Source organism: Rhizobium sp. BK316, from assembly GCF_014193695.1.
Taxonomy (GTDB): Bacteria; Pseudomonadota; Alphaproteobacteria; order Rhizobiales; family Rhizobiaceae; genus Rhizobium.
Map to the genome: position 1 here is coordinate 208,050 of NZ_JACHZR010000003.1, position 12,984 is coordinate 221,033.

At 60.8% G+C, this 12,984-nt stretch carries 12 protein-coding genes; 3 read left to right on the plus strand and 9 right to left on the minus strand.

Annotation, left to right across the window (positions count from 1 at the left end):
• Genes FHT87_RS15055 through FHT87_RS15065 form a run of 3 tightly spaced genes read right to left on the minus strand, consistent with a single transcriptional unit; the run spans position 1 to position 3,155 of the window.
• A complete protein-coding gene (locus FHT87_RS15055; RefSeq protein ID WP_210276772.1) occupies positions 1-393 on the minus strand; it encodes a hypothetical protein in 393 nt (130 codons plus the stop codon).
• 5 nt (positions 394-398) lie between these two features.
• A complete protein-coding gene (gene hydA / locus FHT87_RS15060) occupies positions 399-1,853 on the minus strand; it encodes a dihydropyrimidinase (RefSeq protein WP_183732170.1) in 1,455 nt (484 codons plus the stop codon).
• Between the two features lie 48 nt (positions 1,854-1,901).
• Positions 1,902-3,155 (minus strand): Zn-dependent hydrolase, encoded by a 1,254-nt coding sequence (locus tag FHT87_RS15065; RefSeq protein ID WP_183732167.1) that lies wholly within the window; start codon positions 3,153-3,155, stop codon positions 1,902-1,904.
• Positions 3,156-3,467: 312 nt separating this feature from the next.
• Here FHT87_RS15065 and FHT87_RS15070 point away from each other — a divergent pair, with 312 nt between their 5' ends.
• Complete coding sequence (locus tag FHT87_RS15070) at positions 3,468-4,118, plus strand: TetR family transcriptional regulator C-terminal domain-containing protein (protein ID WP_183732164.1); 651 nt, start codon at positions 3,468-3,470, stop codon at positions 4,116-4,118.
• A gap of 22 nt (positions 4,119-4,140) precedes the next feature.
• Here the strand turns inward: FHT87_RS15070 and FHT87_RS15075 are convergent, their stop codons facing one another.
• Positions 4,141-5,040, minus strand: a complete 900-nt coding sequence (locus FHT87_RS15075; RefSeq protein ID WP_183732161.1) for a LysR family transcriptional regulator — start codon at positions 5,038-5,040, stop codon at positions 4,141-4,143.
• Positions 5,041-5,142: 102 nt separating this feature from the next.
• Between FHT87_RS15075 and FHT87_RS15080 the strand changes: the two genes are divergently transcribed.
• On the plus strand, positions 5,143-6,165 hold the full coding sequence (locus FHT87_RS15080) for an NAD(P)-dependent alcohol dehydrogenase (RefSeq protein ID WP_183732158.1): 1,023 nt from the start codon (positions 5,143-5,145) through the stop codon (positions 6,163-6,165).
• 43 nt (positions 6,166-6,208) lie between these two features.
• Here FHT87_RS15080 and FHT87_RS15085 read toward each other — a convergent pair whose 3' ends face one another.
• The gene (locus FHT87_RS15085) at positions 6,209-6,619 is read right to left on the minus strand and encodes a rhodanese-like domain-containing protein (RefSeq protein ID WP_183732155.1); all 411 of its coding nucleotides are present in this window, start codon (positions 6,617-6,619) and stop codon (positions 6,209-6,211) included.
• A 69-nt stretch (positions 6,620-6,688) separates the two neighbouring features.
• Here FHT87_RS15085 and ftrA point away from each other — a divergent pair, with 69 nt between their 5' ends.
• Positions 6,689-7,690: a transcriptional regulator FtrA gene (gene ftrA, locus FHT87_RS15090; RefSeq protein ID WP_183732152.1), complete on the plus strand. Its 1,002-nt coding sequence runs from the start codon at positions 6,689-6,691 to the stop codon at positions 7,688-7,690.
• A 68-nt stretch (positions 7,691-7,758) separates the two neighbouring features.
• Here the strand turns inward: ftrA and preA are convergent, their stop codons facing one another.
• From preA to FHT87_RS15110, 4 genes are all read right to left on the minus strand, one after another.
• Positions 7,759-9,072 carry an NAD-dependent dihydropyrimidine dehydrogenase subunit PreA gene (gene preA, locus FHT87_RS15095; RefSeq protein WP_183732150.1) on the minus strand — a complete coding sequence of 438 codons (1,314 nt, stop codon included), beginning with the start codon at positions 9,070-9,072 and terminating at the stop codon, positions 7,759-7,761.
• Between the two features lie 15 nt (positions 9,073-9,087).
• Positions 9,088-10,449 (minus strand): NAD(P)-dependent oxidoreductase, encoded by a 1,362-nt coding sequence (locus FHT87_RS15100; RefSeq protein ID WP_183732147.1) that lies wholly within the window; start codon positions 10,447-10,449, stop codon positions 9,088-9,090.
• Positions 10,450-10,895: 446 nt separating this feature from the next.
• Entirely contained in the window at positions 10,896-11,891 is a 996-nt protein-coding gene (locus FHT87_RS15105; RefSeq protein ID WP_183732784.1) for a sensor histidine kinase, read from the minus strand.
• 194 nt (positions 11,892-12,085) lie between these two features.
• Entirely contained in the window at positions 12,086-12,880 is a 795-nt protein-coding gene (locus tag FHT87_RS15110) for a response regulator (protein WP_183802973.1), read from the minus strand.
• Between the last annotated feature and the right edge of the window lie 104 nt (positions 12,881-12,984).

Here is a 12,984-nt window from a genome sequence, read left to right on the forward strand (position 1 = left end):
CTATTTGCATAGCGGCAGCGGCCCCCACTTGATCGCGGCATCGGCCGCGAACCCGATCGTATAGCCTTTAGGCCCTGATGTGATCTTAACGGTGTCGTCGTTACTGCTCTCTTCGCCCTCCGCCTCGCAAGCGACCGTGGCGGTGAAGTCCTTGCCTTCGGTCTTCAGAACTTTCTTGATTTCGCAGTAAGAGGCCGCCGTGGTGATGCCCTCGGAAGTCAGCAGAAAGAAGTTGTCGGAACCTGTGCTTTCGCCGCTCTTGGCGTAGGCGCAGCCATCCCTGTTGCCGTAGCTGCCCTTGATCGGCAGCGTGTCGGCCTGAGCCACATTATAGAGGGCCGCAGTGGAAAGCGCGGCCAGGGAAACGATCGTCAGAAGCAGAGGGCCGCGCATCAATATCACACCCCGCTCGCCGGGATGCCTGTGCGTTCGACTTTGCGCGGGGCGGTGATCTCCTTCCAAGTAGAGAGCGCCTTGCTGACGGCGGTGACCGGCTCGCGCCTGACGAATTCGCCATGGCCCGAGCGGGTCTTGATCGTGTCTTCCTCGATCGCCACGACGCCGCGCGTCAGCGTGTAGCGCGGCAGGCCGGTGACTTCCTTGCCTTCGAAGACGTTGTAATCGATTGCCGATTGCTGGCGCTTCGACGAAATGGTCTTGGAGCGCTTCGGATCCCAGACGACGAGATCGGCATCGGCGCCGACGAGGATCGCTCCCTTCTTCGGATAGATGTTGAGGATCTTGGCGATGTTGGTCGAGGTGACGGCGACGAATTCGTTCATCGTCAGGCGGCCGGTATTGACGCCATAAGTCCAGAGCATCGGCATGCGATCTTCAAGGCCGCCGGTACCGTTCGGGATCTTGGTGAAGTCACCGACGCCGAAACGCTTCTGCGCCGTGGTGAAGGCGCAGTGGTCAGTCGCCACCACCTGCAGCGAACCGGAGGCAAGGCCGGCCCACAGGCTGTCCTGATGCTGCTTGTTGCGGAAGGGCGGGGACATGACGCGGCGGGCGGCGTGGTCCCAGTCCTTGTCGAAATATTCGGTTTCATCGAGCGTCAGGTGCTGGATCAGCGGCTCGCCATAGGCGCGGATGCCCTTCTGGCGGGCGCGGCGGATCGCTTCATGGGCCTGTTCGCAGGACGTGTGGACGATATAGACGGGGCAGCCGGCCATGTCGGCGATCATGATGGCGCGGTTGGTGGCCTCGCCCTCGACTTCGGCCGGGCGCGAATAGGCATGTGCCTCGGGGCCGTTATTGCCTTCCGACAGCAGCTTGGCGGAAAGGGAAGCGACGACATCGCCGTTTTCGGCATGGACGAGCGGCAGGGCGCCAAGCTCGGCGCAGCGCTGGAAGGAGGCGAACATCTCGTCGTCGTTCACCATCAGGGCGCCCTTGTAGGCCATGAAGTGCTTGAAGGTGTTGATACCCTTGTCCTGAACGATGGTCTTCATCTCGTTGAAGACCTGCTCGCCCCACCAGGTGATCGCCATGTGGAAGGAATAGTCGCAATTGGCGCGGGTGGACTTGTTGTCCCACATGGTCAGCGCTTCAAGCAGCGACTGGCCGGGCGAGGGAAGGGCGAAATCGACGACCATGGTCGTGCCGCCGGCAAGGGCCGCGCGCGTGCCGCTTTCGAAATCGTCGGAGGAATAAGTGCCCATGAAGGGCATTTCGAGATGGGTGTGCGGATCGATACCGCCGGGCATGATGAAACAGCCTGTGGCATCAAGCACCTCGTTGCCGGAGAGGTTCGGACCGATCTCGACGATCTTGCCGCCGTCGATCTTCACGTCAGCCTTATAGGTGAGGTCGGCCGTGACGATGGTGCCGTTCTTGATGACTGTGGTCATGATCGTTCCCTATCCTTATGATTTTAAGTGAGCTTCGCTGCGATTACTTCAGACGACAATCTCCGCCGTCTCGACCACCGCATGGAACAGCACGTCGGCCCCGGCCGTCGCCCATTCCTTGGAAATCTCCTCAGCCTCGTTGTGCGAAAGTCCACCCACGCACGGGCACATGACCATGGTGGCAGGCGCGACCTTGGCGGCCCAGCAGGCGTCGTGGCCGGCGCCGGAGATGATGTTCATGTGGGAGTAGCCGAGGCGGTCTGCGGCGGAGCGGACCGAGGTGACGAGCTTTTCGTCGAAGGTAACTGGCTCGAAATGGCCAATCGCCTCGATGGAACAGCCGACACCCAATGCATCGCAGATCTTCGGCGCTTCCGCTTCGATTTTTGCCCGCATGCGGTCGAGCTTGGCCTTGTCGGGTGAGCGGATGTCGACGGTGAAGACCACCTTGCCCGGCAGCACGTTGCGGGAATTCGGCGAGAAGAAGACCTGGCCGACGCCACCGACGGCGCCCGGCTGTTCGCCCATGGCGACACCCTGGACCATCTCGAGGATGCGCGACATGGCAAGGCCGGCATTGACGCGCATGTTCATCGGCGTCGAGCCGGTATGGGCCTCCTTGCCGGTCAGCGTGAATTCCAGCCACCATAGGCCCTGACAGTGGGTGACGACGCCGATCTGCTTGTTTTCGGCTTCGAGGATCGGCCCCTGTTCGATGTGATATTCGAAATAAGCATGCATCTTGCGGTCGCCGACCTCTTCGTCGCCGACCCAGCCGATGCGCTTCAGTTCGTCGCCGAAGAGATTGCCCTCGGGATCTTTGCGATTATAGGCGAAGTCCAGGCTGTGCACGCCGGCAAAAACACCTGAAGCCAGCATGGCCGGCGCGAAGCGCGCGCCTTCCTCATTGGTCCAGTTGGTAACAACAACAGGATGCTTCGTCTTGATGCCGAGGTCGTTCATCGTGCGGACGACTTCGAGTGCGCCGAGCACGCCGAGCACGCCATCATATTTGCCGCCGGTCGGCTGGGTATCGAGGTGCGAGCCGACATAGACGGGAAGCGCATCGGGATCGGTGCCGGGGCGGGTCGCGAACATCGTGCCCATCTTGTCAACGCCGAGGGTCAGACCGGCGTCTTCGCACCATTTTTTGAAAAGGCTGCGGCCTTCGGCATCCGAATCCGTCAGCGTCTGGCGGTTGTTGCCGCCGGCGATTCCCGGGCCGATCTTTGCCATGTCCATGAGACTGTCCCAGAGACGGTCCCCGTTGACGCGCATGTTTTCGCCTGGCGCTGCCACCATAATGAAAGTCCTCACCTGTTTTGCGGCAGTCGTGCAAGGTGCATGCCCGCCATGTTCCCGTAGTCAAATCCGTCGCCGCTTTGTTGTTCTTTCAGCGCCGGAAAATCGCCAGTTGCCTTTGTTTTTTATCTGGCGGATAATTTGACCGATTGGTAAACATTACAACTTCCATCGCTGCGCTCAAGACGAAAATCACGAAAAATACATAGAAATATAAGGGCAAAAATACCGGCAAGTGCCCATTAAAGCGGCGGGAGGGGCCGTTCTTTCAATCTTGAGCGAAGGAGTTGAATTTCAAGGGGAAAAGAGCGGATGGCCATACCGAGAGCGGCGAAGACACTTCGGCGGACACGCATTCAGGAGGAGAAGGAAGAGCAGATCCTGGAAGCGGCGCTCGATGTGTTTTCGGTCAGCGGCTTCCGCGGTTCGACCATCGACCAGATCGCCGAGGTGGCCGGCATGTCGAAGCCGAACCTGCTCTATTATTTCCGCACCAAGGAAGCCATGCACCGCGCGCTGATCGACCGGGTGCTCTATAACTGGCTCGAGCCGCTGAGGGCCTTCGATGCGGAAGGCAATCCGGAATCGGAGATCCGCAGCTATATCCGCCGCAAGCTCGAGATGGCGCGCGATTTTCCCCGCGAAAGCCGGCTTTTTGCCAACGAGATGCTGCAGGGGGCGCCGCACGTTCTCGATATGCTGAAAGGCCCCTTGAAAGAGCTGGTCGACGAAAAGGCGGCCGTTATCCGCACCTGGATCAAAAGCGGCAAGATCACCTATTGCGATCCCTATCATCTCATCTTCTCGATCTGGTCGACGACGCAGCACTATGCCGATTTCGACGTTCAGGTTCGCGCCGTGCTCGGCGAAGAGCATTCCGGCGACGGGCGCTTCGAGGATGCGGCGCGGTTCCTTGAGCAGCTTTTCATCGGGGGATTGCGGCCGGATCGGTCAGGCCGCTAATTCATCGCCGGATGCTCGCTGCTTAGCCCATCATTGCCGGAAGCCGGGCGGCGAGCGTGTCGATCGCCAGTCTTACCTTCGGCAGCATGACCGGCGAGCGCAGCCAGAGGGCATGGGCATCGAAGATGCTCTGCTGTTCGTGTTTCAGCACCTGGACGAGGCGGCCTGCGGCGACGTCGTCGCGGATCAGCCAGCAGGGCAGCCAGGCAAGCCCGCGTCCGGCAACCGCCGCATCTGTGATCGCCCCGAGATCATCGAGCCGTAGCCGCGTCTTCGGCTGGATCTCCCGCCATCGATCATCGGGCGTCGGGAATATCCAGCTTCTTTCATAATCGCCGCGCCGGTAGACGATGCCTTTGTGCTGAGGAATATCGGCGATCGATTGCGGCATGCCATGTCGTTCCAGATAGCCGGGTGATGCGCAGACGGTCATACGCTGGTGAGCGACCGCGCGGGCCATCAGGTCTGGATGGTCCTTCAGCGGCCCGTTGCGGATGGCAAGATCGAAGCCGTCCTCGAGCAGATCGACGATGCGGTCGTTAAACGAAAGGTCGAGTTCCAGTTCGGGATGTTCATCGAGCAGGTCCTCCAGAACAGGCGCGATACAGAGGCGGCCGAAGAGCACGGGCATCGAGACACGGAGCCGGCCGCGCACGGTGCGGCGGCCCGATTCCAGCATTGCCTCGCCAAGGCGGATTTCCTCAACCGCGCGCAGGCAGCGTTCGTAGAAGAAGCGGCCTTCCTCCGTCAGGCTCTGCATACGTGTCGTGCGGTTGAAGAGGCGCACGCCGAGCCGCTGCTCCAGGCGGGCGATGGTCTTGCCGACGGCGGAGCGCGTGAGATGAAGCCGCTCGGCGGCAGCCGAAAAGCCGCCGGCCTCGACGGCTTCGACGAAGATCGAGATGCCTTTCAGGTGCTCCATATTGTTTCCCTTACGGAACCAGTCTGGTGAATTAATATCTCAACTGGAGAGAATATTTCAACGATATGTTTCGCTTCCCGCAATCGGACAAGGAGTGAGACAATGCAGACGACACGGCAATGGCAGATCGACACGGTTGGACCGGAGCGGAAACTTGCGATCGGTGAGCGGAGACTCGAGCCGGTTTCGAGTGACAGAATTCTCGTGCGGACGGAGGCTGTCTCACTGAATTTTCGTGACAGGCTCGTGATGGAAACCGGCATGGGATTGCCGCTGCAATTTCCCTTCGTGCCGGCTTCCGACATGGCCGGGATCGTAGAGGCCGTCGGTCCCGATGTCACCCGCTTCAAGCCGGGAGATCGGGTGATCTCGACCTTCTCGCCCGACTGGATCGACGGACGCGGTCTGGGTGACGCCCGCACGCCGCCCTACAGCACGCGTGGCGGCGTTTATCCCGGCGTTCTCTCGCAATATACGGTGCTTTCAGAGGAATGGTATTCGCGCGCACCTGACACACTCGATGCGGCTGAGGCGAGCACATTGCCCTGCGCCGGACTGACGGCCTGGTTCGCGCTGATCGAGCGCGGCGGCCTGAAGGCTGGCGACAAGGTGCTGGTTCAGGGCACAGGCGGCGTTGCGCTCTTCGGACTGCAGATCGCCAAGGCGCATGGGGCGGAGGTCTTCATCACATCGGGCAGCGCTGAAAAGCTGGAACGCGCCGTTGCCCTTGGTGCCGATCATGCGCTCGGCCGCAATGACGGTGACTGGGTGGAGCAGCTCTATTCGCTGACCGACGGCTACGGCGCCGATCACGTCCTTGAGATCGTCGGTGGCGCGCATCTCGGTCAGGCGTTGAAGGCTGTGGCGGTCAACGGCCGCATCTCGGTCATCGGCGTTCTCGAAGGTTTCGAAGTGTCCGGTCCGGCCGGCCAACTCTTGCTCAAGGCGCCTGTGGTACAGGGTATTTCCGTCGGTCATCGCCGGGCGCTGGAGGATCTGGTCCGGGCGGTGGATCAGATCGGGCTGAAACCCGTCATCGACAAGCGCTACGCTTTCGAGGAATTCCCCGAAGCGCTCGATCATCTCTATCGCGGGCCGTTCGGGAAGGTCGTGGTCGAGTTTTGAGCTATGGTTCCCTTCTCCTCGAGCGAGGAGAAGGGAACCCGGATCAGGCGGCAACGCCTGCTTCGCCTTCGAAAGCAAAACCTTCGTCCGCCCATCCGGTGAGGCCGCCGATCATAAGCTTGACGGACAGACCGAGGCGGGAGAGGCGGAGTGCCGCCTTGTCCGCGCCGTTGCAATGCGGACCGGCGCAATAGACGACGAACAGCGTATCCGCAGGCCATTGCGACATGCGATGGGCGGTCATCTTGCCGTGCGGCAGGTTGAGGGCGCCTGGAATATGCGAGAGGGCGAAGAGTGCCGGCGAGCGGACGTCGAGCAGCACAAAATCGACCTTGCCCGAAGTGAAGGCGGCGTTCACATCCGAGCAGTCGGTCTCGAAGGCGAGCTTGCGGGCGAAGTGCTCGGCGGCAGCTTCGGGTGCGGCGGCAGGGATTTCGGAAACCGGGCTCGGCATGATCTTGTCCTTTTTGACTTGGTTGCAGCCGATCATTGCCGATGATAGTGATGAGCGAAATTGGCCATCGTGACTGATAGCGTAAAGATCATGCCAGAATCGGATGTTCACAAGACACGGGGGCCGCATGTCGTGGCGCTTGCCTATGACGGGCTCTGCACCTTCGAATTCGGCATCGCCTATGAGGTGTTCGGCCTGTCGCGGCCGGAAATGGGCGAGAGCTGGTATCGTTTCTCGGTCGCCGGCGTCGAGCCCGGCCCGCTGCGAGCCGCCGGCGGGCTGACGGTTGCGGTCGACAGAGGGCTTGAATTGCTCGACGAAGCGGACCTGATCATCGCGCCGGGATGGCGGGCGATCGATGCGCCGGTGCCGGAGCCTCTGATCGCAGCGCTTCGTGATGCCCACGAGCGCGGCGCGCGAGTGATGTCACTCTGCTCGGGTGTCGCTGTCCTTGCCGCGGCAGGCCTGCTCGCTGGGCGGCGTGCGACGACGCATTGGCGGTATGTCGCCTCGATTGCCGAGCGTTACCCCGACATCGCGCTGGATGCCCATGTGCTCTATATGGACGAAGGAACCATCCTGACGGCGGCAGGCAGTGCGGCCGGCATCGACCTCTGCCTGCATGTCGTGCGCGGCGATTTCGGCCCGGACGCCGCCAACAGCGTCGCGCGCCGTCTGGTCGTTCCGCCGCATCGCGAGGGCGGGCAGGCACAGTTCATTGCGGCTCCCGTGCCGGAAGAACGCGAGGGTATTCGGCTTGGACCGTTGATCGAATGGATGCGCGAGCGGCTTTCCGATGAGCAGCCGATCAGCCTGCTTGCCGGCAGGGCCGGCATGAGCATGCGGACCTTCCAGCGTCGCTTCGAGGCGACGACCGGCGACAGTGTCGGCGAATGGCTGCTGAAGGAGCGTTTGCGGCATGCGCGCGACCTTCTGGAGAAGGAGCTTGCCGTGTCGCTCGATGATATCGCCATCGCCAGCGGTTTCGGCACGCTTGCGACCATGCGCCACCATTTCAGGAGGCGGTTGGGGACGAGTCCGAGCGCTTACAGGAAGTCGTTCGGGTTTTGAGAATCGACGGCAGGTAAAGAAAAAGCCGCCGTGGATGGGCGGCTTCTTCATCAGGTGTTTCGGAGGTCTTACTCCGCAGCCTGGCGGGCCATCGGGTTGTTCGGGTGGGTCGTCCAGTTGGCGTAGTTCGGATCGACCACTTTCCCGGTGCGTTTGTCCAGCGAGCCAGCCGGAAGCTGCTCCATGGTGATGCAGTTCTCGACCGGGCAGACGCTGACGCAGAGATTGCAGCCGACGCATTCCTCGTCCATCACCTCGAAATGGCGAACGCCATCGACGACGTTGGTGATCGCCTGGTGCGAGGTATCCTCACAGGCGATGTAGCAGCGGCCGCATTTGATGCAGGCGTCCTGGTCGATCTTCGCCTTGGCGATGTAGTTGAGGTTCAGGTACTGCCAGTCGGTGACGTTCTGCACGGCGCGGCCGGTGATGTCGTCGAGGGTTCTGTGGCCCTTTTCATCCATCCAGTCGGAGAGGCCCGTAATCATTTCCTGTACGATCTTGAAGCCATAGGTCATGGCTGCCGTGCAGACCTGGACGTTGCCGGCGCCGAGCACCAAGAATTCCGCCGCATCGCGCCAGGTGGTGATGCCGCCGATGCCTGATATCGGCAGGCCGTAGGTTTCCGGATCGCGGGCGATCTCGGCGACCATGTTGAGCGCGATCGGCTTGACCGCCGGGCCGCAATAGCCGCCATGGCTGCCCTTGCCGCCGACGGTCGGGTTCGGCGCGAAATTATCGAGATCGACCGAGACGATCGAGTTGATCGTATTAATCAGCGAGACGGCATCCGTGCCGCCGGCCTTGGCGGCGCGGGCAGGGCGGCGAATGTCGGTGATGTTGGGCGTCAGCTTGGTGATGACGGGCATGCGGGTGTACTGCTTGCACCAGCGCACGACCATTTCGATATATTCCGGCACCTGACCGACGGCCGAGCCCATGCCGCGCTCGGACATGCCATGCGGACAGCCGAAGTTGAGTTCGATACCGTCAGCCCCGGTCTCTTCGACCAGCGGCAGGATCGCCTTCCAGGCCTGTTCCTCGCAGGGAACCATGATCGAGGCGATGAGGGCGCGATCCGGCCAGTTCATCTTGACCTGCTTCATTTCGCGAAGGTTGGTCTGCAGGTCGCGGTCGGTAATGAGCTCGATATTGTTGAGGCCGAGCAGGCGGCGGTCAGCGCCCCAGATCGCGCCGTAGCGCGGGCCGTTGACGTTGACGACCGGCGGGCCTTCCTCGCCGAGCGTCTTCCAGACGACGCCGCCCCAGCCGGCCTTGAAGGCGCGCTCGACGTTGTAGGCCTTGTCGGTCGGCGGTGCAGAGGCGAGCCAGAAGGGGTTCGGAGACTTGATGCCGACGAAATTATTGCGGAGATCAGCCATTGTTCATTCTCCCCTTCAGGCGACGGCGACAGCCGGAGCGGCAGCGGCGGACAGGGCGCGGTGAATGGATTCGGCCGCATCGCGGCCATGGGCGACGGCAGATACGGTGAGGTCTTCGCCGCCGAAGACGCAGTCGCCGCCGGCCCACACACCTTCAATCGATGTGCGGCCTTCGGCATCGACGGCGATACGGCCGGATTCCATCCGCAATGCTCCAAGGCTGGAGGCTTCGAAGGTCTGGCCGATGGCTTTGAGGATATGATCGGCGGTGATGACGCCGGTCTCGCCTGTGCCGGTGAGGCGGCCATCGACGAGAGCCGTATATTCCACCTCGATCGCGGCTACCTTGCCGTCCTGGGAAAGGATGGATTTCGGCGCCAGCCAATGGCGGATGATGACGCCTTTTGAGGTCGCAAGATCCTGCTCGAATTCCGAGGCGTTCATGTGCTCCTTGCCGCGGCGGTAGCAGATGGTCACTTCCTCCGCGCCGAGAAGCTTTGCCTGCACGGCGGCGTCGATTGCCGTCATGCCGCCGCCGAGAACGACGACACGGCGGCCGATGGCGATCTCGCCCTTGTTGCCGGCCTGACGCAGCGCGGCGATGAAATCGACGGCGTCATCGACTTCAGGCAGATTTTCGTTGTCGACGCGCAGCGCATTGACGCCGGCGAGACCGAGGCCGAGGAAGACGGCGTCATACTGGCTCTGCAGGTCGGAGAGGGAGAAATCGCGGCCGAGCTGCTCACCGTGCTTCACTTCGATGCCGCCGATCGAAAGGACGTAATCGACCTCCTTCTGCGCGAAATCGTCGACCGTCTTGTATGTGGCGATGCCATATTCGTTGAGGCCGCCGGATTTCGGCCTGGCGTCGTAGATCACGACCTCGTTGCCCTTGACGGCAAGGCGATGGGCGGCTGCGAGACCGGCGGGACCGGCGCCGACAACGGCGATCTTCTTGCCGGTCGGTTCAGCGCGCCGGTAGAACTGCTTGTCGGCGGCCATTGCCGCATCCGTCGCATAGCGCTGGAGGCGGCCGATTTCGACGGGGCGTTCTTCGGCCGTGTTGCGCACACAAGCCTGTTCGCAGAGCTCTTCGGTGGGACAGACGCGGGCGCACATGCCGCCGAGGATATTCTGGTCGAAGATGGTCTTCGCCGAACCCAGGGGATTGCCGGTCGAAATCTGGCGGATGAAAAGCGGAATGTCGATCGAGGTGGGACAGGCCGTCATGCACGGCGCGTCATAACAGAAATAACAGCGGTCAGCGGCGACCAGCGCTTCGTGGTTGTCGAGGCGCGGATGAAGATCGGAAAAATTAGCCTCGTACTCGGCGGAGGAAAGCCGGCCGGCACGAATCCCAGTTTCCAGACGTTCCATTGAAGTTCCCTCTTTATTGGTAACGACCAGTGAGGGAATCGTAACTCAGGTTCAAAAATTTATCAAACGGTAAAATTTTGGCAATTTTCTTTCCTTCCTACACTATAACTTATTGATTTTATTCAATGTGAGGATTCTTTGAGCAATCTCTGCCTTCCCATTGAATGGACCGGAGCGACACTCGGATTTCGGGTTGCGGAAAAAAATTGACAAAAGTCGAATTTTTTTTCGAACCGGCGGAACCAAAGTTAACGAGCGTAGTTAATGCGATATCCGGATGATGACCGCATCGACCCAACATGCGCGCCCCCAACCCATCATTCGGACGAACTCACGGTCCCCTCCCGGTGAGTGGAAACAGCCAGTGCGCCGCCCTCGCACCGGCTGTTTTTCCGTCTGGGCCTTAAGCAATTCCAGCAGCAAAAGCGTGCAGCGGTTCTGCGTCCTCAGCTGCGCTTCAGGATTTCGAATTCCGTTTCCGGAACCCTCAGGTGGTATTCAATGCGACCGGGGACGAGCGTCAGTTCGGCCTTGCCGTTGACGGAGGAGGGCACGACACGCTCCAGCACCGTGCGGCCGAAGCTGTTTTCGCTGAATTCGTGCACATCGGCGCTGTTCGGGAGTGTCTCCACCCATGCCAGTTCGATCGCCCTGCGGCCGGAGATGTCAGCTTCCCGGCAGTTCAGGGTGATTGACGTCGCACCACCGGCAATCGCGCCATAGGAGGCGGAATTGACGATGAGCTCATGCAACGCCAGGCCGAGATGCACGGCGGCGTTCGGCGTCAGATGGGCGTTGATGCCATAAATCGGCATGGAGCCTGCAGTTTCCGGCCAATAGGGGGCGAACTGCTTTTCGGCGAGTTCGAAGAGGAAGGCTCCACGCCAGCTGGAGTCGGTGATCAGATCCTGAGAGTTGGAAAGCGACTGGAGGCGTCCCCGGAACTTCATCAGGAAAGCGTCGAGCGAAAGAGTATTGCGGGCCGTCTGGGTGGCAATACCCTGGATGATGGCAAGCAGATTCTTGGAGCGGTGGGAAAGCTCGCGCAGAAGAGATTTCAGCACCTTTTCGCGATGGCGGCTTTCCGTGACCTCGGAAATGACGGAGAGCAGGCCGTAATTGCCGCGCCCGCCGGTACGTTGAACTTTCAGTTCGAATGTCCTGACTTCGCCGTCGATCGCAACATCGACCTCGGCATTGCTGGAGGCGCCGGTCTCAAGCACCCTCCGCTTCATCACGGCAAGGGATTTGCCGTGTGTTTCACCAAACAGCGAACCGTCATCGCCGCCGGCGACAAAACGCTTCTGGAAATAAGGGAGAAGATTTTCGGCATAGAGGATGGCGAGGCCTGTATCCTGATACAGGATCGAGATAGCGGCGCTGGCGAGCGCGCGCTCCATCACGGCCGCCTTGCCTTCGGTAGTGAAAGGCGTTCCGGACAATGGTCCAGTCGTATTCACGCGGCCGCCTTTCTTCAGTCCCTTCGAACACATGGAGGGATGTCAGCCCTCCCGACAAACCTGCCGGTCATTCTAGAAGCAAGCGCTGCAAAAACCGTTAAAGCTACCAACACGCTCCGGCAGAGCCGGAACGCATCGTTGCCGGAAATGGTTCCGGCGCGGCCGAAATTCATGCTTCAGGCTGCCACGCGGGTCGTTTCGTTGAAGAAAAGCGCCTGGCTGATCAGGGCCTTGACCATGTCGGGGTTGAAAGGCTTGGTCACGAGGAAGGTAGGCTCCGGCCGCTCCCCGGTCAGCAATCTCTCAGGGAAGGCGGTGATGAAGATCACCGGAACGCTCGATGTCTTCAGGATATCGTTGACGGCGTCGATACCCGAACTGCCGTCGGCAAGCTGGATATCGGCCAGCACCATGTTCGGCTTCGTCCTGTTGTAGAGCGCGACCGCTTCCGTGTGAGTGCGGGCGATGCCGGTGACGCGGTGGCCGAGGCTTTCGACCATCTGCTCGATATCCATGGCGATCAGCGGCTCGTCCTCGATGATCATGATATCGGTCGCGACCTGGCGCGAGATTTCATGCGAGGCCTTGTCGAGCAGTTGCATGGTTTCCTCGTCGCTGATTTCTAAAATGTCCGCGATCTCGGAGACGCGGAAATTCTCGACTGAAGCGAGCAGGAAAGCCTGCCGGGCGAGCGGCGAAACCTTGGAAAGGTTCAGCGTCGCGCGCTGTTCCCAGGCAAAGGGAGAGGAGGGTTCGGGAATCTCGACTGCAGTGGAACCAAATAGTTGCGTAAACAGTTTGTAGAGTGCGACGCGGTCATTCGCGGTATCCGGGAATATGGAGAGATCGGCGATGATCGCTTCCAGGACGGCGGCGACGTAGGCGTCGCCAGAAGTTTGGGTACCGGTAAGCGCGCGGGAATAGCGACGCAGATAAGGAAGGTGCGGCGCAATTCGAGTGGAAAGTGTCATTAAAAACTCCCGTCTACAGGCCAGTAAATGGTCTCAATGACCTGACAACGCGATCTTCATAAAAAAGTTCCGGAAAATGAGGAACTATTTTTGCAGCATCGCAT